The organism is Pelistega suis (assembly GCF_013133795.1).
In the GTDB taxonomy this organism is placed as follows: Bacteria; Pseudomonadota; Gammaproteobacteria; order Burkholderiales; family Burkholderiaceae_B; genus Taylorella; species Taylorella suis.
Genome location: NZ_JABGBN010000005.1, coordinates 115,964 through 138,049, shown reverse-complemented (window position 1 = coordinate 138,049; position 22,086 = coordinate 115,964). Strand labels below are relative to the sequence as shown.

At 41.8% G+C, this 22,086-nt stretch carries 17 protein-coding genes and 1 riboswitch; of the genes, 11 read left to right on the top strand and 6 right to left on the bottom strand.

Annotated elements, in window-relative coordinates; translation table 11 throughout:
• Positions 1–465: 465 nt before the first annotated feature.
• Complete coding sequence (locus HKX39_RS07570) at positions 466–1,449, bottom strand: Bug family tripartite tricarboxylate transporter substrate binding protein (protein WP_171680715.1); 984 nt, start codon at positions 1,447–1,449, stop codon at positions 466–468.
• 399 nt (positions 1,450–1,848) lie between these two features.
• Here HKX39_RS07570 and lldP point away from each other — a divergent pair, with 399 nt between their 5' ends.
• From lldP to dld, 4 genes are all read left to right on the top strand, one after another.
• Positions 1,849–3,495: an L-lactate permease gene (gene lldP / locus HKX39_RS07565; RefSeq protein ID WP_171680714.1), complete on the top strand. Its 1,647-nt coding sequence runs from the start codon at positions 1,849–1,851 to the stop codon at positions 3,493–3,495.
• A gap of 25 nt (positions 3,496–3,520) precedes the next feature.
• Positions 3,521–4,264, top strand: a complete 744-nt coding sequence (locus HKX39_RS07560; RefSeq protein ID WP_171680713.1) for an FCD domain-containing protein — start codon at positions 3,521–3,523, stop codon at positions 4,262–4,264.
• Between the two features lie 10 nt (positions 4,265–4,274).
• Positions 4,275–5,435 (top strand): FMN-dependent L-lactate dehydrogenase LldD, encoded by a 1,161-nt coding sequence (gene lldD, locus HKX39_RS07555; RefSeq protein WP_171680712.1) that lies wholly within the window; start codon positions 4,275–4,277, stop codon positions 5,433–5,435.
• 88 nt (positions 5,436–5,523) lie between these two features.
• Positions 5,524–7,206, top strand: coding sequence for a D-lactate dehydrogenase (gene dld, locus HKX39_RS07550; protein ID WP_171680711.1), 1,683 nt, complete (start codon positions 5,524–5,526; stop codon positions 7,204–7,206).
• 61 nt (positions 7,207–7,267) lie between these two features.
• Here dld and queF read toward each other — a convergent pair whose 3' ends face one another.
• The 3 genes from queF to folB all read right to left on the bottom strand — a co-directional run bounded on the left by queF (position 7,268) and on the right by folB (position 9,570).
• Positions 7,268–8,134, bottom strand: a complete 867-nt coding sequence (queF, locus tag HKX39_RS07545; protein ID WP_171680710.1) for an NADPH-dependent 7-cyano-7-deazaguanine reductase QueF — start codon at positions 8,132–8,134, stop codon at positions 7,268–7,270.
• An 89-nt stretch (positions 8,135–8,223) separates the two neighbouring features.
• Positions 8,224–9,201, bottom strand: a complete 978-nt coding sequence (ttcA, locus tag HKX39_RS07540; protein ID WP_171680709.1) for a tRNA 2-thiocytidine(32) synthetase TtcA — start codon at positions 9,199–9,201, stop codon at positions 8,224–8,226.
• 9 nt (positions 9,202–9,210) lie between these two features.
• A complete protein-coding gene (folB, locus tag HKX39_RS07535) occupies positions 9,211–9,570 on the bottom strand; it encodes a dihydroneopterin aldolase (protein ID WP_171680708.1) in 360 nt (119 codons plus the stop codon).
• Between the two features lie 110 nt (positions 9,571–9,680).
• Between folB and HKX39_RS07530 the strand changes: the two genes are divergently transcribed.
• Positions 9,681–10,586: an NAD(P)/FAD-dependent oxidoreductase gene (locus HKX39_RS07530; RefSeq protein ID WP_171680707.1), complete on the top strand. Its 906-nt coding sequence runs from the start codon at positions 9,681–9,683 to the stop codon at positions 10,584–10,586.
• Positions 10,587–10,588: 2 nt separating this feature from the next.
• On the opposite strand, the gene HKX39_RS07525 is transcribed toward HKX39_RS07530, so the two are convergent.
• Complete coding sequence (locus HKX39_RS07525) at positions 10,589–11,431, bottom strand: ABC transporter substrate-binding protein (protein WP_171680706.1); 843 nt, start codon at positions 11,429–11,431, stop codon at positions 10,589–10,591.
• 1 nt (position 11,432) lies between these two features.
• Positions 11,433–13,283, bottom strand: a complete 1,851-nt coding sequence (locus tag HKX39_RS07520; protein ID WP_171680705.1) for a TonB-dependent receptor plug domain-containing protein — start codon at positions 13,281–13,283, stop codon at positions 11,433–11,435.
• A 57-nt stretch (positions 13,284–13,340) separates the two neighbouring features.
• A riboswitch (cobalamin riboswitch) is annotated at positions 13,341–13,498 on the bottom strand.
• A 134-nt stretch (positions 13,499–13,632) separates the two neighbouring features.
• Here HKX39_RS07520 and metH point away from each other — a divergent pair.
• The 6 genes from metH (at position 13,633) to HKX39_RS07490 (ending at position 22,079) form a co-directional block, all read left to right on the top strand.
• Positions 13,633–17,409: a methionine synthase gene (metH, locus tag HKX39_RS07515; protein WP_171680721.1), complete on the top strand. Its 3,777-nt coding sequence runs from the start codon at positions 13,633–13,635 to the stop codon at positions 17,407–17,409.
• Between the two features lie 8 nt (positions 17,410–17,417).
• Positions 17,418–18,233, top strand: a complete 816-nt coding sequence (locus tag HKX39_RS07510; protein ID WP_171680704.1) for a helix-turn-helix transcriptional regulator — start codon at positions 17,418–17,420, stop codon at positions 18,231–18,233.
• 101 nt (positions 18,234–18,334) lie between these two features.
• On the top strand, positions 18,335–18,973 hold the full coding sequence (locus tag HKX39_RS07505; RefSeq protein WP_484555882.1) for a YiaD family glycine zipper/OmpA-like lipoprotein: 639 nt from the start codon (positions 18,335–18,337) through the stop codon (positions 18,971–18,973).
• Between the two features lie 135 nt (positions 18,974–19,108).
• On the top strand, positions 19,109–20,593 hold the full coding sequence (locus tag HKX39_RS07500) for a DASS family sodium-coupled anion symporter (RefSeq protein ID WP_171680702.1): 1,485 nt from the start codon (positions 19,109–19,111) through the stop codon (positions 20,591–20,593).
• The gene (locus HKX39_RS07495; RefSeq protein ID WP_246226107.1) at positions 20,594–21,340 is read left to right on the top strand and encodes an ABC transporter ATP-binding protein; all 747 of its coding nucleotides are present in this window, start codon (positions 20,594–20,596) and stop codon (positions 21,338–21,340) included.
• Positions 21,333–22,079: an ABC transporter permease gene (locus HKX39_RS07490; protein WP_171680701.1), complete on the top strand. Its 747-nt coding sequence runs from the start codon at positions 21,333–21,335 to the stop codon at positions 22,077–22,079. Before HKX39_RS07495 ends, HKX39_RS07490 begins: the two co-directional genes overlap by 8 nt.
• Positions 22,080–22,086 lie beyond the last annotated feature (7 nt).

Below are 22,086 nucleotides of genomic sequence, written 5' to 3'. Positions count from 1 at the left end.
ACAGGACAGTGAAACGCCTTTGCGCCGATGATAGTGGGTGGACACCTGTGAAAGTAGGGCATCGTCAAGCTAATTACATCAAAAACCTCTCTAGATAATCCCTAGAGAGGTTTTTTTATTGCCTATCCTAAACTGGTACGGATATTTTGGACACAAAGGAGTCCAACATATGAAGATATCAGTATCTATTCAAGAGCAAGCCTGTGAGAGGCTTTTGCATTTTCATCCTAAAAAAACGATAACCCGAGAGTTAGGGATTTCAGCCAGTGTCGTTCGGGACTGGAGTTTTTTTGTCAACAAAGACAGATAACTTTTTAACACCCTTTGCAAACTGTACCTCTGCAGGTAAACGGGTGGCTTGGCTACGATTTCTCATCAAAACGGTAGTTTTTATTCTGGACTCCTTTTGCTATATACGCTCAGTACATAGCAAAAAGGAGAAAAAATAGAGTGTATATAGGTACGTTAGTTTTGTTTAAGATTGTTTTCTTCTATAACTTCTGACCAAATTGCTGTATCACTATTAATGGTTGCTTGCATTGTTTTTGAATCAGCATAGTGAGGATAGGCTCCAGCAGCTTTCAGGCGTTTTTGAACATTATCATCTTCTAACACTTCTTTTAGGGCAGTAGAGAGTTTATCAATAATATCATCAGGCGTAGCCTTAGGAGCAAGCATGCCTCCCCATGATGCCGCTTTAGCTGAGTGGATGTTGACTTCGCTTAACGTTGGTGTATCAGGAAGCTCATCAATTCTTGTTGTTGTGCTTACTGCAAGAGGTTTGAGTGTTCCTGCTTTAATATGTGTTAATACACTAGCCAAATCAGAGAACATAAAATGGATTTCTCCAGATAATATGGCAGTAACAGCAGGGGAACTCCCTCTGAAGGGGATATGCGTAATATCAAGATTGAGTTCTTTTTTGACGAGTTCCATTGTTAGGTGAGCGGTGCTGGCTAATCCCCCTGTTGAATAGTTTAAACTTCCTTTTTTTCCTGTTGCTATTAATGACGGCATATCAGTGATTTCAGGTGTATATTTTGGATTGATAACCAATACGAGAGGCGTGATATATGCGATTCCAATAGGTTTGATATCTGTTCGTAGGTCGTATGGGGCTTTAGGTAGTATGTGTGGAGCAAGTAAAGCTGGTGACGTAATGCTGCCTAATGTATAACCGTCAGGTTTGCTCCTGATGACTTGAGAAATGCCAATAGATCCTGCTGCTCCTGATTTGTTATCAATAACTATTGTCTGATTTAGTTTTTTGCTTAAAGCTTCAGAAATAATTCGTCCTGTGATATCTGTTAGTCCCCCAGGAGGAAAAGGAACAATGTTTGTAATAGTTTTACTAGGATAATCCGTTGTTGCTAGACTTGGTTTAGCTATTGTGATTAGGCAGCTTCCAATTATTACTGTCAAAATGGATAGTGTTTTGGATAATGTCATACTTGTCTCCTTGAGTTTATAGGTTTTCCGCATAACAGTATACATTACTGCAATGCAAAATATTAAATTTCTGTATTAAAAATGTTGAATAATCTTTTTATTTTTTATCATCAAATTTGACTCTACACATTGCTAATTTCTCTAAGCATAAAACCCATATTTTTCTTAAATTTATTTGAACATAGTCACTTATATTAAACTGCTCATACCAATTTACTTAAAAAGTAAGTGATTGTTTTATTTAGTAAATAACCTAAAGAATAGGTAAAAACCCTAATTACTCGTCTTGCTTCATGGGCGTATGATGTTAAACTTTCAGGCATTGGTATAACCAATAATTAGTAAAAGGTAATACCAATTTTGTTATGATTTTTATATGCCCATGGAGGGCAAACACATATGCAATGGCAGCAACTCTATGATCCATTAGGAAATATTTGGCTATCTAGCTTAGTCGCATTAATTCCTATTGTTTTCTTTTTCTTAGCCTTAACAGTTTTCCGATTAAAAGGGATTGTTGCAGGAACCATCACAGTTATCTTGGCGATTTTAGTCGCCCTTTTTGCCTATGGTATGCCTACAGGAATAGCCTTGGCCTCAGCAATTTATGGTTTCTTTTATGGTTTATGGCCTATCGCTTGGATTATTATTGGCGCGGTATTTCTTTATAAAATCTCGGTCAAAACAGGGCAATTTGATATTATCCGTTCTAGTATTTTATCGCTTACCGAAGACCAACGTATGCAAATGCTGCTAGTTGGTTTTGCATTCGGTACTTTCTTGGAGGGAGCGGCAGGTTTTGGTGCTCCTGTAGCGATTACGGCGGCATTATTAGTTGGCTTAGGCTTTAAACCGCTTTATGCTGCAGGTCTTTGTCTTATTGCTAATACCGCCCCTGTTGCATTCGGTGCGATGGGTATTCCTATCATTGTGGCAGGTCAGGTAGCCAATATCGACCCTATGCTTATTAGCCAAATGGTGGGTCATCAATTACCATTTGTTGTACCTATTGTATTGGTATGGTTAATGGCGATTATGGATGGTTGGCGCGGTGTTAAAGAAATGTGGCCAGCGATTTTAGTGGGAGGTTTATCCTTTGCTATTACTCAATGGGCAACATCGACGTATTTAGGACCTGAGTTACCTGATATTACAGCAGCGATTGCTACATTAGTGAGTCTTACTATTTTATGTAAATTTTGGCAACCTAAAACAATCTTCCGTTTTGATCAAGAGACTTCAGCACAAACCCCTGCTAAGCATTCTTATACGGCAGGTCAAATTGCTAAAGCATGGACACCTTTTGCTATCTTAACAGCGGTAGTGACTGTTTGGAGTATTAAACCTTTCAAAAGCTTATTCAAGGTAGGTGGTCCTTTAGAAAGCATGGTTTTACAGTTTGACGTACCGGGTTTACATAATCTTGTACAAAAGTTACCACCCGTGGTGACTGAAGCGACAAACTATGCAGCTATTTATAAGTTTGATTGGTTCTCTGCAACAGGTACGGCAATTTTAATTGCGGCGATTATAACGATTATTTATCTTCGTATGAAACCATCGCAAGCAGTAGCGACATTTGGAGAAACCCTAAAAGAATTACGTATTCCTATCGCTTCAATTGGTATGGTATTGGCTTTTGCTTTTGTGGCCAACTATTCTGGTTTATCGGCTACATTGGCATTAGCTCTAGCACATACAGGTAAGGCTTTTACGTTTTTCTCACCTTTCTTAGGTTGGCTGGGTGTATTCCTCACGGGATCAGATACTTCTGCCAACGCTTTATTTGGTGCATTACAGGCAACCACAGCACATCAAATTGGTGTCTCTGATGTCTTATTGGTTGCTGCCAATACGAGTGGTGGGGTGACGGGTAAGATGATTTCACCACAATCGATTGCGATTGCATGTGCTGCGGTTGGTTTAGTAGGTAAAGAATCTGATTTATTCCGCTTTACTGTAAAGCATAGCTTAATTTTTGCTGTAATTATTGGTATTATCGTGACTGTACAGGCATATTTATTGCCAGGTATGATTCCTCATTAATAATTGCACATAGTAAGGCAGGTATATGACAAAAAAAACATCTCTTATTTCCGCGCTTGGCGAAGTCATTAAGGACCAAGGTATTGAAATTGGGGGACGGTTACCTGCCGAAAGAAAGCTTTGTGAAATGCTCTCTATTTCTCGGACGAGATTGCGAGAGCTTCTTAAGCAATTAACAGCTCAAGGCTTGATTGATACTAAGATTGGTTCAGGGACGTTTCTACGACAAGATCCTAAGATGTGGAAAATTGATAATCATCTTAATCAGATAGGGCGTCTGTTATCTCAAGACCCTGATTATCGATTTGATGTGCAGGAGGCACGGGCAGTTTTAGAGGGAGGAACAGCTTGGTATGCGGCACTTCGTGCGACAGACGAAGAGAAAGCAGTGATTCGAGCAGCCTATGAGCAATTACAACATTATCAACAAGTCGGAGATTTAGATCGTGCGGCGGATGCGGATGCAAACTTTCATTTGGCGATAGCAGAGGCAAGTCATAATGTCGTACTGATTCAATTAATGAGAAATGTATTTGAGTTATTACACCATAATGTCGTCTTAGCACGCCATAAGATGTACACCGATACGGTGATGGCTAATCAGCTCAATCAGCAACATACCGAACTCTTAAGTGCTATTGAGCAGAAAGATGCACATGGTGCGTTAAATAGTGTTCAGCAACATATTCATTATGTTATTGATCAGGTTAAGCAAATTGATGAGGCAGAGGCTCGTCAAGAACGTAAAAATAGATTAAAGAAACTTTAGGACTGAAAAAATGATTATTTCATCAACAAAAGATTATCGCAAAGCAGCACAACGTCGCTTACCTCCTTTTTTATTCCATTATATTGATGGCGGAGCTTATGATGAAGCGACTCTGCGTAATAATGTCGATGACTTATCTAAAATTGCGTTGCGTCAGCGTATCCTTAAAAATATGTCCGATTTAACAACAAGTACAGAGTTATTTGGTGAAAAGCTATCTATGCCACTCGCATTAGCGCCAGTGGGTTTAACAGGTATGTATGCTAAGCGTGGTGAGGTACAAGCAGCTAAAGCGGCGGATAAAAAAGGCATTCCGTTTACTTTATCCACTGTATCTGTTTGTCCTATTGAGGAAGTAACCCCAGCGATTAATCGTCCGATGTGGTTCCAGCTTTATGTGCTACGCGATCGTGGCTTTATGAAGAATGTGCTAGAACGTGCTAAAGCGGCAGGGTGTAGCACCTTGGTATTTACAGTCGATATGCCTGTTCCGGGGGCACGTTATCGTGATGCTCACTCAGGTATGAGTGGACCTAATGCCGCCATGCGTCGTTATTTACAATCGACCCTTTACCCTCACTGGGCTTGGAATGTGGGGATTCATGGTAAACCACATGATTTAGGTAACATTTCCCGTTACTTGGGCAAGCCAACAGGATTAGAGGACTACATTGGTTGGTTAGGTGCTAACTTTGATCCGTCTATCTCGTGGAAAGATTTACAGTGGATTCGTGATTTCTGGGAAGGTCCTATGGTGATTAAAGGTATTCTTGATCCAGAGGATGCGCGTGATGCCGTGGCTTTTGGTGCAGATGGTATTGTGGTGTCGAATCATGGTGGTCGCCAATTAGATGGTGTATTGTCTAGTGCTGCGGCTATGCCTGCTATTGCTGATGCTGTAAAAGGCAAAATTAAGATTCTTGCAGACTCTGGCGTACGTAGTGGTTTAGATATCGTTCGCATGTTGGCATTGGGGGCGGATGCATGTTTAATCGGTCGTGCATTTGCCTATGCATTAGCTGCACAGGGGCAAGCGGGAGTTGAGAATTTACTTGACTTAATGATGAAAGAGATGCGTGTCGCAATGACGCTAACAGGCGTAAAATCTGTCGCTGAAATCAGTGGTGAATGTTTAGTTAGAGCTGAAAAAGAATTAGCACAAGTCTTTTAATGACATAGCATTTAAGTAAAGGAGAAAGTCGGATTGAATAAGCGGATGTGGTTCTGTTCTTCCGACTTTTTCTTTGGGGATTAGCCATATGAGTACACAAATTATTGATACACTAAAACAGATTGTTGGGCATAAGCATGTGTTGACAGAGGATAATCAGACGCGTCTTTATCGACAAGGGAAACGCTATGGTTCAGGTGATGTTTTGGCGGTGGTTCAGCCAGCGACCTTATTAGAGCAATGGCAGGTACTCAAGGCAGTAGTTCCTCAATGTATTGTGATTATGCAGGCAGCTAATACCGGTTTGACTGGGGGATCAACACCTTTTGGACATGATTATGATCGACCCGTAGTTATCTTAAGTACGACTCGCTTAAAAGGGGTTCAGCTGATTAACCGTGCTGAACAAGTTGTTTGTTTACCGGGAGCGACCTTAAATGAACTCGAAAAAGCGTTAGCTCCACATAATCGTGAGCCGCATTCGGTAATTGGCTCATCGTGCATTGGTGCCTCTGTATTAGGGGGAATTTGCAATAATTCGGGTGGTGCTTTGGTCCGACGGGGTCCAGCTTATACTGAATTGGCTTTATATGCCCGCCTTAATGAAAGTAACGAGTTAGAGTTGGTTAATCACCTCGGTATTGCGCTAGGTGATACGCCAGAGGAAATTTTACGTCGTTTAAGTGCTGCAGATTATAGTGCGGAAGATATTGATAACGATGCACAAAAACAAGCTTCAGATAAACGTTATGCGCATGATGTTAAACAAGTGGATGAAAATACGCCAGCGCGGTTTAATAATGATCCTACTCGTTTATTTGAGGCATCAGGGTCAGCAGGTAAAGTATGCGTTTTTGCTGTACGTCTAGATACGTTTGAAAAAGTCGCCAGTGAAGTTTTTTATATTGGTAGTTCGACACAAGATGACTTAACCGCTGTGCGACGCTATCTTTTAAAAGAGTTGCCAAACTTACCAATTGCTGGAGAGTATATTCATCGTACCGCTTATGATATTGGTGCAGAATACGGCAAGGATACATTTTTATTTATCGAAAAATTTGGTACAGATAAAGTCCCTCAAGCTTTTGCGCTAAAAGCCAAAATTGATGGTGTATTAGAAAGATTTAAACTTAAAGGATTGAGTGACAAAGTTATTCAATGCTTAATGAAATTTTTTCCTAATCACTTACCTGAGCGGATGAATGCTTATCGTGATTTATACCCACACCACTTAATTATCCGTATTGAGAAAAAGGATGTTGAGCAAGTACAGAATTTTTTAAGCACATATTTTAAAGAACATACGACAGGTGATTTCTTTTTGTGTACGGCAGAAGAGGGGAGAAAGGCATTCTTACATCGGTTTGCTATTGCGGGCGCCGCTATTCGCTATCGTGATTGCCATTTAAGTGAAGTGGAGGATATTGTCGCGTTAGATATTGCTTTGCGTCGCAATGATAGGGAATGGGAAGAGGAATTACCAGAGGAGTTAAATAAAGATATTATTCATAAGCTTTATTATGGGCATTTTTTCTGCCATGTATTCCACCAAGACTATATTGTGCGCAAAGGAGTCGATCCTTTAGCCATGGAGCATAAAATGTGGCATATTTTGGATGGTAGAGGGGCAGAGTACCCAGCAGAGCATAATGTAGGGCATCTCTATTTAGCAAAAGCAGCCTTGATTAACCATTATCGACGCTTAGATCCGACGAATACTTTTAACGTGGGTATTGGTCATACAACGAGAAAGCGTAATTGGGGTGAGTAGGCAGCTTAAGGGTTGTGTAAAAAATGCTCGATGAGGGGAGTTCTTCATCGAGCATTTGTCTTTATTGGCGAGGTGTACGGATACGCTGAGAGTAGTCCGCATTAGCGCTATCAGGGGTAAAATTAGGACTTGCCCGACGTGGGTTGATATCTAATCCGCCACGTCGAGTGTAACGCGCATGAACTTCCAGCGAGTGCGGTTTACATTGTTGAAGAATATCACAATAAATCTGCTCGACACATTGCTCATGAAAACCGTTATGTCCTCGAAATGAAACAATATATTGGAGTAATGCTGCATGGTCAATCGCAGGGCCTTCATAGCTAATAACCACCGTTCCCCAATCTGGTTGAGAGGTAACTGGACAGTTACTTTTGAGAAGTTCTGATATGAGTGTTTCTTTGACTATGCGAGAAGAGTCTGCTTTTAATATACTTGCCGTAGGCTCATAAACAGAACACTCTACGTCTAAATTATCAATAGAAATAGCGTTAAGTGTTGGTAAGGAAGGGGAGCTTGTTGTTGGTGCAAGAGGAGTTGCAGCCTCTTCTCGTTGAATGCTAATCTGAGCGCCAGCTGCGTGACTTAAATCGGTTTCTAAACGATGATGTAGTTCAGCCCATTCCATTTTTTCTTGATTAAAGGAATTGAGATAAAGCTTAAATGATTTTGACTCAATAATATGGCTAGAACTCGCTGGAATGGTAAAGGTCAAAATGGCAATTTGTGGTTTACCTTTTTGATTTAGCCAGGAGACTTCAAACGCACGCCATATATCTTCGCCCACCCATGTTGGATGAGGTTGAATACTGAGATAATCTCTTCCTATTTGACGTGCAATGGGAAACAGTAATGAGGGGTCATATTTTTCTGGGTATTCACTACTTTTACCAAGAGGAGCATGACCAAGTTGTTGTTCAAATTTCATTGTCTTAAGATTTTTGCGAGAAAGTCTGGTTTTCTATTGGCTACTGCCTACGCTGGATGTGCATTTAAGCAGTAGCATTTGTGCGGATATTATAATTTTTGGATATTAATGATTTTCTGGAATTTATGGCTAGTATCACTTTGTGAGGTAGTAGCGTCAATCCTATCCTCATCGCTGTCCTCTTCTTCGATAGGAGAATAGTCAGCAAAAGTGTCAGCATCGAAGGCTTTATCGCCATCCTCGTCAGCCACACCTGTAGGGCGTAGATTCACAAAGTCAAAGAGATTTCTATCCATTAAGTGTGAGGGAGAAATCGCTGAGAGAGATTTGTAGATATTCCACACTTTTTTGGGGCTTTCTTTTTCCCATGCACGCAACATATTAGCCACTTCTTTACGTTTTAAGTTCTCTTGAGAACCACAAAGATTGCAGGGAATAATCGGGAATTGTTTGAGTTCTGCATAAGCCATGAGGTCTTTTTCGGGCACATAGGCTAATGGGCGAATGACCGTGTGTTTTCCATCATCACTGACAAGTTTTGGCGGCATGGTTTTAAGTTTTGCCGCATAAAAGAGATTGAGGAAAAACGTCGCTAAGATGTCATCACGGTGATGACCTAAAGCAATTTTATTACAACCTAATTCATCGGCAACACGGTATAAAATACCACGGCGTAAACGAGAACAAAGAGAACAGGTGGTTTTGCCTTCAGGGATTAGTCGCTTAACGATGGAATAGGTATCTTGATTTTCAATATGAAAAGGGATACCAATACTCGTTAAGTAATTGGGAAGTACCTCTTCGGGAAATCCGGGTTGCTTTTGATCTAAATTGACGGCGACAAGCTCAAATTTAATGGGAGCTCGTTTTTGTAGTGTCATTAAAACATCGAGCATGCCATAAGAGTCTTTGCCTCCAGAGAGGCACACCATCACCTTATCACCATCTTCAATCATATTGTAATCAACAATGGCGTTAGCGGTTTCGCGAATAATGCGCTTCGTGAGTTTGTTATTGTCTTGACGCAGCTTTTCATTGGCTGCTGATAAGAGAGGATTAGTTTGCATAATTTAATTTTAACGAGTAGCGACAAACTCAATACCCACTGCATCACAATCGGAAAACGCAGCGGGCTTACTAATACGTAATTTCACCTGACTGACCTCAGGGAAGTCACGAAGAAGGCGTTCTGTAATCATTTTGCCAAGAACTTCAACTAAATGAACATGTGTACGAGTGGACTCTTCGATAATAGCCTCACGGATTTTCCGGTAATCCAGAACGGTACTAATATCGTGGTCATTGGCCTCACAACTGGGATTAACATCAAGCTCTGCATCAATATAAATAATTTGGGTCGCACGTAGCTCATGTTCGAGAATGCCAATACGAGCATCTAAACGTAAACGATTGAAGAAAATTTTTTGCGTTAACATAATAAATAGAGAACGATATAGCTCTAAAATTCTAATGTTAAATTGTAATGTTTTATCTAATCAAATTGGCTACAATAGGCAGTGATGATAAAAACTCTCAGAGAAAATGTATGAATGCGACTATCTATGATGCGGTGATTATTGGTGCAGGTCCTGCTGGTGCATCGTGTGCTGTATGGTTATCCTTATTGGGATTTAAACCGGTGATTGTAGATAGAGCAAGTGAAATAGGTGGGTTAAGTGCCTTAAATCCTTTTCCTGACCCATGGAATGTTACTGCACCAGATTTAACAGGGGAAGAGGTTTCTGTGCAAATGAAACGGAGCCTAGAGGCGGCTCGTGTTCCCGTATTACTCAATCAGCAAGTGACGGATATTCAGCGTGTAGAAGACATAGAAAGTGAGACCCCTTTATTTAGAGTGTTGTTCGGAGAAAATCACGGCATCATTGGTCGTAATGTGGTGATTGCAACAGGCGTTCGACATAAAAGACCCGTGCAAATGCCAGAGGGTAAGCGGTATCCTGAAATTCTATTAGGACCGGGAAAGCATGTATATATGCATGATTTTGTGATGAAACGTGTTGCGGTGTTAGGAGGGGGCGACAATGCGTTTGAAAATGCGATTTATGCCTTAGATAGAGGCGTTAAGTCTGTTGATATTTATGCACGTAGTATTCGTGCTCAGCAGAAATGGTTAGAGACGATTAATCCGCAGAGTTTACATGTGGGTGAGTATGTCTTTAACCCCGAGAATATGACGGTCAATGGTGAGCAATATGACACGATTATGGTGTTTTATGGCTATGAACCGCAATTGGCAGGCTTTAATCATTTAAATTTAAAAATAAAAGAAAGCGGCCATATTTGGACAGATCATGACACAGCACAGACGAGTATTAGTGGGATTTATGCTATTGGTGAGGTAGCTAATCGCATGCATCCTTGTGTAGTGACTTCTATGGCAGATGGTATTGTCGCCGCTAAGGCCATTCAACATTCGTTGGAGATTTTGTAATTCTACCGTAAGCGTTCACACAAGGTCGGTAGATAGTTTAAAAATCGAATCGTAGGGCGAAATAAAATATCTTGATCAACAAGAACGATTTGTTGTTCTGTTAAAGCGATACCCAAACTTTTGAATGTATCAATAATTTGTTGTGTACGTTGCTCTGCATTATCGTAACTTGATAAGCCTGCAAGTACTGTATCAGGTGCGTGGGTGGCTAATTGCTCTTTGGATACCATTAAAGACGGATAGTCTTGATCATCAAAAAGTCCTTTCACATTACAGACATGTAAGCTTTGAGAAAGAAATGCATTTTTTCCTAAGGTGTAGATGGGGTTGGTGCCAAGAAAGATAAAGACCTTTTTGGGTAGTGAGCTAGTGGAGTTTTGGTATTGCTGATGAATCGTTTGCCATTGTTGTCGCCATTGCTGAATTTGCTCATTGCGGTTGTGGTATAGATGGTTGGAGAGTTGCTCTGCTTGTGCAAATAACTCCTCTATATTTTTGGGTTGCATGGGCAATAGGGTGAGATTAAATGTTTTTTGAACAGTTTCTAATGCATGATGATGCGAAAAATGAATCAGTAAATCAGGTTGATACTGTGCTAATAACTCTAGATTAGGATTAAAAGGATCGCCAATATTAGGTAGATTTTTTACTTGTTCGGGGTAGTCGCTGTTTTGATCAACAGCAATAAGATGCGAATCGAGTTTGAGCTCGTAGATAAGCTCGGTAGCTGCAGGCGAAAGGCTGATAACAGTCGGTTTTTCTGCAGCAGAGGCAGTAGTTAAACCTACTACCCCTGTGAGAAGGCACAACAGACCTTGAAACAGTAATGAAGTGCCTTTTTTCATCTTAGTGTTGATAAGATAAGTTTAAGAAGAAGTTGGTCCCTTGGCCGTTGTAGCCGTAAGCAGGTTCATACTTCTTGTTAAATACATTGTTAACGGTTACTTGGATTTGGAAGTTTTTCGCTACTTTGTAATCCGCACGCAAGTTAACTAAGCCATAACCACCAAGACGTTTTTCTTTGCTATTGGCATTATCATCATAACGATGACCCACGAAGAGATAGTCTGCCCCAACATTTATACGTTCAAACTCATGAGTTACGCTTGCACGATACACTTGATTGGCACGGCGGACTAGGCGCTTACCAGTTGTATCATCTTTTGCATTGAGGAAGTCTGCGCCTAGCGATAAAGTTGTATTGCCAAAGCGTTGAGTAGCGTCTAAACTAATACCACGGATAGTGGCTTTATCCACATTAGATGTTGAGCATGGGTAAGTACTGCAGTCGTAAGTATTAATAAGATCTTTGTACTTACTTTGAAATAAAGTTAAACCAACTTGCGTATCTTCGCTGTGATAGCGTAAGTTAAGTTCTACATTGCGAGATTTCTCGGGGCGTAGATTTGGATTGCCCTGAAAATCCCAAGCAAGAGGGGAATACATATCGGCAAAAGTGCCTACTCGGAAGCCTGTGCTATAGCCACCGCCTACTTGAAGCTCAGGGGTAATATCGAAAGCGTATGATATGCCACCTGTCGTACTGCCTTTTACGCCAACAACGTTGTCGTGACGTAAATTAGCTTGGATATGGTGGCGATCAATATCACCCTTATAAAGAGCAGCGACTGAATTAGTATGACGGTTTTGTTGAGATAAACCTTTGCTATTAAATGCTCGCTCTTTAGTGTGCTCATACACGAGAGAGAGTGTATGATTTTCCGCTAGATTAAAGTTGTTTTGCCAGCTATAAAAATTTGTACGATTCTCAAATTTTGAGCCATAAGCACGATTGTCTGAGTGAACTTTACCGTAGGAAACATTGATAATGCTTTCCCACCAATCGGTAATTTGATTGGTGCTAGTGATGCCGTAAGCTTTTTGGCGTGTGTAGCCAAAAGCATCTTGCACATCCCAAGGACGATTGCCCGCATCAAAGTCTCCGCGATTAACCGAGTTAAAGAAAGTCACGCCTAGACGATGTCCCGGTGTAAATGTATAACCTAGACTACCAGCGACAGAAGCTTGTTCGTAGCCATCTTTATCTGGATTATAGGAATAGGTATTGCGTACATTGGTCGCATTATAACCTTCGCTTGTTGTATAAGCACCCGCTAAATAGTAATCAACTTGCTCAGTGGCTCCTGAAATGGCTGCATTCGTACGGAATGTGCCATGAGAGCCACCGCCAATATTCGCTTTTAAGCTTAATTCGCGAGGACCTGTTTCTGTGGGTGTTGTGATGAGATTAATTACTCCACCCATGGCGTTCGCACCGTATAAACCACTAGCAGCACCACGCACAACTTCTACACGGTTGAGTAAGGCTGGGTCAATGAGATTCCAAAATGTGCTACCTGCTGTAGTGTCGTTAATACGTAAACCATTCAGCATAACGAGGGTGGCTTGAGGATTTGCGCCTCGAGTATATATGCCAGAAGTGGTTTGTGGTCCACCACTGTCATACACCTGTAAACCCGGTTTACGCGCTAATAGTTCGAGTAATGTTGAGCTAGTTTCTCGTTGTAACTCTTCTTGTTCAATCACCGTAAAATCACCCACCACATTTTTGAGTGGTTCTGCGGTACGTGAGGCTGTTACAACGATAGGTTCTAATTCAGTTGCTTGTTCTTGTGCAAAGGCACTGATAGGGAGGAAAGCAGCCGCTAAGGCTACGTTGAGTGGAGTAATTTTCATGAGTAATACTGTGTAAAATTGCGCGACCCCGCACAATAGTTGATGGAAATATCCTATTCGGATGCTTTATAAAAGGCTGAGCTCGGGCTCGTTCAAAAAAACTCTACCGTTGCGGGGGCAGCACTGCTTTGTTTCCCATTTACCTTTTGCCTCACGCATACTATTTCGACAGTGAAAAGTATGCGCGCCAAAAGCACCTTTATAAAGTTCCAACATTCTACCTGAAAGTATTTTTCTTACAAAGAAGAACAAAAAAATCTCTTTAATTTTTAAGGGGATAGAGGTTATTTTTGTTGTTTAAATGTTAAAATTTAAAGCTTTTAAGAACATTACAAAAGTAGGCTTTATCGTGAATTATCCTAAGTTACCTTACCCTATAGATTCCTATACTCATGGCGCTGAATTTGCTCGTCGCCTGAACCAAGGGAAAATTTTAATCCTTGACGGAGCAATGGGGACGATGATTCAGCGATATAAGCTGACAGAAGGGGATTTTCGAGGACAACGTTTTGCAGATCATCATCAAGATGTTAAGGGTGACAATGAGCTGTTAAGCTTAACTCGTCCAGATATTATTTTAGACATTCATCGGCAATACTTAGCGGCAGGTGCGGATGTTATTGAGACCAATACGTTCGGTGCAACCTCTGTGGCGCAAGGTGATTATGAATTACCTGAGTTAGCTTATGAGCTTAACGTGGAGTCTGCCAAATTAGCGCGTCAAGCTTGTAATGAGTTTAGTACGCCAGATCACCCGCGTTTTGTGGCGGGTGCATTGGGCCCTCAGCCTAAGACGGCATCCATTTCTCCTGATGTAAATGATCCAGGTGCACGCAATATTACCTTTGATGAATTAGTGGCGACCTATACGGAGCAATTAAATGGTTTATTGGACGGTGGTGTTGATCTCATTTTAATTGAAACCATTTTTGATACTTTAAACGCAAAAGCGGCAATTTTTGCGACAGAAACGGTGTTTGAAGAGCGCGGTATTCGCTTACCTGTGATGATTTCAGGTACGGTAACCGATGCTTCTGGACGTATTTTATCTGGTCAAACCGTAGAGGCTTTTTGGAACTCTATTCGTCATGCGCGTCCGATTACGATTGGTTTAAACTGTGCTTTAGGTGCAGCCTTAATGCGGCCTTATATCGCAGAGTTATCCAAAATTTGTGATACTTTCCTATGTGTCTATCCGAATGCAGGCTTACCAAACCCAATGAGTGATACGGGGTTTGATGAAACACCAGCAGATACCTCTGCGTTGTTAAAAGAATTTGCTGAGGCAGGCTTTGTCAATATGGTGGGCGGTTGCTGTGGTACGACACCAGATCATATTAAAGCGATTCGTGAGGCGGTGGAGACATTGCCTGCACGTGTTGTTCCTGAGGTTGAGGTAAAAACGCGTCTTTCAGGATTAGAGCCTTTAAATATTGATGATAAGACCTTGTTTATCAATGTGGGTGAACGTACCAATGTGACAGGTTCTAAGATGTTTTTGCGTCTAATCAAAGAAGAAAAATTTGATGAGGCCTTGGCAGTGGCTCGGCAACAGGTAGAAAACGGGGCGCAGATTATTGATATTAATATGGACGAGGCGATGTTAGATGCTAAGTCTAGTATGCGTCGTTTTTTGAATCTCATTGCTTCTGAGCCTGATATTTCTCGTGTGCCTATCATGATTGACTCTTCAAAATGGGAAGTACTTGAGGAGGGGTTAAAGTGTGTACAGGGTAAACCGATTGTTAACTCTATTTCTATGAAAGAGGGTGTTGAGCCATTTTTAGAGCATGCAAAATTATGTCGTAAATATGGTGCTGCTATTGTGGTGATGGCGTTTGATGAGTTAGGTCAAGCGGATAATTTAGAGCGACGCAAAGAAATCTGTGGTAAGGCTTATCACCTTTTGGTGGATGAGTTAGATTTTCCGCCAGAAGATATTATCTTTGACCCTAATGTTTTTGCCGTTGCTACAGGGATTGAAGAACATGATAACTATGCGGTGGACTTTATCCAAGGGGTGAAGTGGATTCATGAAAACCTGCCCCATGCACGTATGTCAGGCGGTATTTCCAATGTCAGTTTCTCCTTCCGTGGTAATGAGGCGATGCGTGAGGCTATTCATACGGTTTTCTTGTATTACGCCATTAAAGAAGGTTTAACAATGGGTATTGTAAACGCAGGGATGTTAGGCGTTTACGCAGATTTAGACTCTAAAACACGAGATCTTGTTGAGGATGTGATTCTCAATCGCAAAGAGCCTGTAGGTAAAACAGATCCAAGTGATGAGCGTACTTCAACAGAGCGTTTAGTGGAATATGCGGAGCAAATTAAGGGTTCTGGTCAGAAAAAAGAAGAAAACTTAGCATGGCGCGAATTGCCCGTCGAAGAGCGTTTAACCCATGGTTTGGTAAATGGTATTACACAGTTTATTGTTGAAGATACTGAGGAAGTTCGTCAGAAAATCGCTGCACGAGGAGGTCGTCCAATCGAGGTGATTGAAGGCCCGCTGATGGATGGGATGAATGTTGTAGGCGATCTTTTTGGCGAGGGTAAGATGTTCTTGCCTCAAGTGGTGAAATCGGCCCGTGTGATGAAACAAGCGGTAGCCCATTTGGTACCTTTTATTGAAGAGGAAAAACGTCAAATCGAAGCAGCGGGTGGAGATGTCCGTGCCAAGGGTAAGATTGTTATTGCTACTGTTAAGGGAGATGTACACGATATTGGTAAAAATATCGTCTCTGTCGTCTTGCAATGTAATAACTTTGAAGTCGAAAATATGGGCGTGATGGTGCCCTGTGCTGATATTCTTGCGAAGGCAAAAGAAGTCAATGCCGACATTATTGGTTTATCGGGGCTAATTACACCAAGTCTAGAAGAAATGGCGTATGTTGCTTCTGAAATGCAGCGCGACCCTTATTTCCGTGAAAGAAAAATTCCCTTGATGATTGGTGGAGCGACGACGAGTCGTGTGCATACCGCGGTTAAAATTGCGCCAAACTATGAGGGTCCCGTTATCTATGTACCAGATGCCAGTCGTTCTGTGGGTGTTTGTACACATCTCGTGTCAGATAATAGAGATCAGTTTTTAAAAGAACTTGCCGAAGAGTACGAACAGGTGCGTCAACGTCATGCTCATCGCCGTGCCAATCCTGTGATTCCTCTGGAAGAGGCTCGCGCCAATAAAGAGCCAATTGATTGGTCTACGTATACACCACCTAAGCCGAAATTTATCGGTCGTCGTGTTTTTGAATCATACGATTTACGAGAGATTGAGAAGTTCTTTGATTGGTCGCCATTCTTTATGACATGGGGATTGGCAGGTAGTTTCCCTAAAATTCTCGATGATGAGGTTGTGGGAGAGCAAGCGCGCAAGATTTACGAAGATGGTAAGGCGATGTTACGCAAGATTATTGATGGTCGTTGGCTAACAGCGAGTGGTGTGGTGGCCTTTTATCCCGCTAACTCAGTGAATGAAGAGGATATTGACATTTATACGGATGAAACACGCACAGAGAAACTCTTTACATGGCACTTGGTACGCCAGCAGAATAAAAAGCGTGATGATGTTCGCAATAAATGTTTGGCGGATTATATTGCACCGAAGTCTTCAGGCGTAAAAGACTATATCGGTATGTTTGCCGTAACAGGTGGACTTGGCATTCAAGTGCATGAAGAGCGCTTTGAAAAAGGTCTGGATGATTACTCTTTGATTATGATTAAGGCATTAGCTGACCGTTTAGCCGAAGGATTTGCAGAGTGTATGCATCATCGCGTTCGGACAGACCTATGGGGTTATGCAAGTGATGAGCATTTGAGCAATGAAGAAATGATTGAAGAAAAATATCAAGGTATTCGTCCTGCGCCGGGTTACCCATCGTGTCCAGAGCATACCGTGATGCGAGATATGTTTAATGTGATGAAACCTGAGGATATTGGCATGATGCTAACAGAGAGCTTTGCAATGTTCCCAGCATCAAGTGTATCTGGTTTTTATTTTAGTCATCCGCAAGCCGACTATTTTAATATTGGTAATATTGGTCAAGACCAATTTGATGATTATCGTAAACGTACTGGTTACGATGAGGTGAAGGCTAAGAAGAACTTGCATTCTGTGCTTGAGTAAATAAGATTATGCGAAAAAAAGTATCGCGTAAAAAGCAGTTGTTAGGTGATTTTGTCCGAACGGCACGTGCGCGAGTCACGCCGCAAATGGCTGGCTTAACAGCAGGGTTGCGTCGCCGTACTCCCGGGCTTCGCCGAGAGGAAGTCGCTTTATTATGCGATATTAGTGTGACATGGTATACATGGATTGAGCAGGGAAGAGATGTGTCTGTGTCCGCCCATGTGTGGTCAACATTGGCGGATGTATTGCATCTTAATCCAGCTGAACGCGCTTATTTATTTGAGTTAGCGGATGTTATTGATCCCGACTCTACCAAGGCAGAGCATGGTAGTTTACCTTTAAATCTGCAAGATTGTGTGGATACTATCGCGGGACCAGCCTATATTCTCGATAAAACATGGAATATTCTCTATTTCAATCAAGGCATGGATGCCCTATTTGGGCAATGGTTATCCATAACGGAGTCACCGAATTTGTTACGATTTATATTTGAAGTAGATGTGGCAAAAGCGGTGGTATTGAATTGGGAAAACCGAGCCATGCGAGCGGTTTCTGAGTTTCGTGCGGATGTGGCAGCGAGTATTGAGCAGCCTGACGTGCAGATGCTTGTTGAGACATTATCGCTAAATAGCCCTGTATTTAAGCATTGGTGGGATAGGCAGACCGTTTTAGCTCGTGAGGGAGGGCTTAGAGAGTTTATGCACCCACAAGACGGTTATCAAGAGTATGAACAGCTCACCTTCCGCTTGGCAACGCATTTAGACTATAAGTTAGTGATGTTATTGCCAAGAAATGTTACAACTTTAAACGTTAAAAATATTTAAATCGCTTGCTTGATACTAGGCAAACGCTTAAATACTTTTTAGAATGGTCGTATGGCTTCACATTCCTTTGTGAAGATTGATTTCTTATATTGATAAAGGGGATTTCTATGAAATACACTCGTTTGGCAGCTGTTTTATTAGCGGGTTCAGTTTTTGCAGGTTGTGCTTCAACAGCAGGTAATACAGCAGCAGGTACAGGTATCGGTGCGGCGATTGGTGCTGGCTTAGGTGCAATTATTGGCGACTCTTCTAAAGCAGCAGGTATCGGTGCTGGTATCGGTGCAGTAGCAGGTGCTATTACTGGTTATAACTGGGATCGTATCGTAGGTAAAGTTGAAGAAACTGGTGGTAAATTAGGTGTTTCTACAACGAAAATGGCTGACGGTAGTTTAAAAGTGAACTTCCCAGAAGGCGCTACATTTGATACCGGTAGCTACCAATTAAAATCTGGTGCTTACCCAGTATTAGACGCTTTAGCTGAAGAAATGACTAAGTCTCCACAATTACGTGTAAAAACAGTTGGTCATACAGACAATACAGGTTCTGCACAGTTAAACCAAACATTATCAGTAAACCGTGCTAACAGCGTAGTTAACTACTTAGCGTCTAAAGGTATTGACGGTTCACGCTTAACGACAGAGGGCCGTGGTTTCAACGATCCAATCGCTGATAACGGTACTGCTGAGGGTCGTGCACAAAACCGTCGTGTAGAAGTATTCTTATACGCAGTTCAACAATAATTAAACGGACAGGAACTTAAAGATTTAAGTACCTGTTTGAGAATGGATAAAGTTATTTTTAAGTAGATGCTTTATCATTGAGGGCAGACACCGATTAGGAGTCTGCCTTTTGTTTTTACTTTAGAGGAAAAAGTTATGAACGCAGTCGCGAAAGAGCCTTTTTTTGCGCCCGGCAAGTTTCCCATCGGTTTGCTGATAGGGATATTGGCACTAATAGGTATTTTATTATTCCCTACACCAGAAGGATTGTCGATTGCAGGTCATCGCATTCTAGCTATTTTAGTTTTTGCTGTGATTGTCTGGGTATCGGAGGCGGTATCGTACGAAGCAAGTTCCATTATGATTTTAGGCTTGATGGTTTTTTTGGTTGGGACTGCACCGAGCTTAACGGATCCTGTTAAGTTATGGGGAACATCCGCCTCTATGAATTTGGCTTTGACCGGCTTTGGTAATTCTGCGTTAGCCTTGGTGACGGCCGCCTTGTTTTTGGCCGCGTGTATGACCTTCACTGGGTTGGATAAGCGTATTGCGTTAAATACAATGAACTTAGTGGGAACGAGCACTAAATCGATTTTTATTGGTACGGTATTGGTAACTATTGTTCTCAGTCTAGTGGTCCCTAGTGCAACGGCAAGGGGAGCCGCCATGCTTCCTATTGTATTGGGTATTATCGCTTCTTTTGGTGTCGCAAAACGCTCTAATCTCGCGGCGGGCTTAATGATTGTGGTAGCACAAGGGATTAGTGTATGGAATATTGGTATTCAAACAGCGGCAGCACAGAATTTATTAACCGTCGGCTTTATGGAGAAAATGCTCGGTCAACGCGTCGCATGGTTAGATTGGTTAATTGCGGCATTGCCATGGTCGGTAATCATGTCGGTTGTATTGATTGCGGTGGTACTTAAGTTATTACCTCCAGAGGTAGATGGTTTACAAGGCGGTAAGGCGACAGTCCATCAACAAATTGCTGAGTTAGGTCCGATGAGTTCTGCTCAGAAACGCTTGTTGCTTGTCACGCTCGGACTGATTGGTTTTTGGGCAACAGAGGGTAAGTTGCACACCTACAATACTACGGCAACGACTACTGTCGCATTAGCCATTTTATTAATGCCCAAACTTGGGGTGATTTCATGGAAAGATATTCAAAGCCGTGTACCTTGGGGGACGGTGATTGTCTTTGGTGTGGGTATCAGCTTAGGCACGGCCATTTTACAAACAGAAGCAGGGCAATGGTTAGGTAGTCAAATTGTGGAGAAAACAGGGATTGATGGTTTTGGTTCGGTCATGATTTTTGCTGTATTGGCGGCCTTTTTAATCATTATTCATCTGGGTTTTGCGAGTGCAACAGCATTATCTTCATCTATGATCCCCATTATGATTACCTTGTTGCAAAATATCCCCGGTGATATTAATCGCTTGGGTATGACTATGGTATTGGGTTTTGTGGTGAGTTATGGTTTCATTTTGCCGGTTAATGCACCACAGAATATGGTGTGCTTAGGAACAGAAACTTTTGATGCTAAACAGTTTGCACGAGTAGGTATTATTATCACTATTATTGGCTATCTCCTCATGTTATTATTTGCAGCAACATACTGGAAATGGATTGGGGTACTTTAATTGTCAAAGAGAGTGACAGGCATATCACTTAAGCAATTAACTATGCAGTATGAGCAGCAGTTCTTATTTCGAGAGCTGACTGCTTATTTTTCTGCGGGGTCTTGGCATAGTATTTTAGGCAGTTCGGGTGTAGGTAAAAGCACGTTGCTTAAGGCGATTGCAGGTATTGTAGGTGATTATCAAGGAGAAATAGTCACAGATGATGCTGAGCCTTTATCTGGGCGAATAGCTTGGATGGCTCAGGATGACTTATTGCTACCTTGGTTAAATGTACGAGATAATGTGGCATTGGGCTATCGATTACGTCAAGAAAAGCCAGCAAACTTAGATTACGATATTCACCATTTATTAGAAAAAGTTGGTTTAGCGGAGTTGGCAAGCAGAATGCCTTATCAGTTATCGGGTGGTCAGCGACAACGAGTGGCATTAGCACGAACGCTTTTAGAAGATAAGCCTATTATCTTGATGGATGAGCCATTTTCTGCTTTAGATGTCGCTAAGCGTTTGGATTTGCAAGCTTTATTTATTGAGTTATTGTTTGATAAAACGGTCTTATTTATTACTCATGATCCATTAGAGGCCTTGCGCTTAAGCCAATCTATATGGTTAATGCAAGGTAGTCCCGCACAGTTGAACTTAATCGCTCAGATAAATACGCCTACGCCACGAGCTGTCGATGACAGTGAGGTCTTACATTGGCAAAATCATTTATTGAGTTTAATGCGTCAAGAGGGTGAATATGAATAAGACCTTATTACGCTTACTCATTATCGCCTTTGGTCTGATGGGCATATGGGAATTATTAGTATGGATTACAGGTGTACCTAAGTTTATTTTACCTAGCCCTTTACAGGTATTAGATACCTTATGGGCACGCTTAGATTTGATTGCTGAACATGCAGGCACGACGCTCTTAGAGATTGTTTTGGGAATGCTGTTGGGGTGTGCCGCAGGGTTCTTATGTGCTTTGTTGCTGCAAATGGTTAAACCTATTCGGCCATGGTTATTACCCATATTGGTGGTGAGTCAGGCCATCCCTGTTTTTGCATTAGCGCCTATTTTAATGGTATGGTTAGGTTATGGTATGACCTCCAAAGTGGTGATGGCGAGTCTAATTATCTTTTTTCCTGTCACAGCGGCTTGTTATGATGGTTTGCGTCAGACACCACAAGACTGGATTGATTTAGCGAAAACCATGCAAGCAAGTCAATGGCAGCAATTGCGTTATATTCGCTTGCCTGCGGCATTACCCTCATTGGCTTCTGGCTTGCGAGTGGCTGCCTCAGTTGCACCGATTGGTGCGATTGTGGGGGAGTGGGTTGGCTCTAGTTCAGGATTAGGTTATTTAATGTTGCAGGCTAATGCACGCATGCAAGTGGATTTGATGTTTGCTTGCCTTTTTGTCTTAGCCTTAATGGCATTGGCGCTGTATTTTAGTGTAGATTATTACTTGAGAAAAAGAATGCCTTGGGTGGCTTATCGTTAGAAAGGAG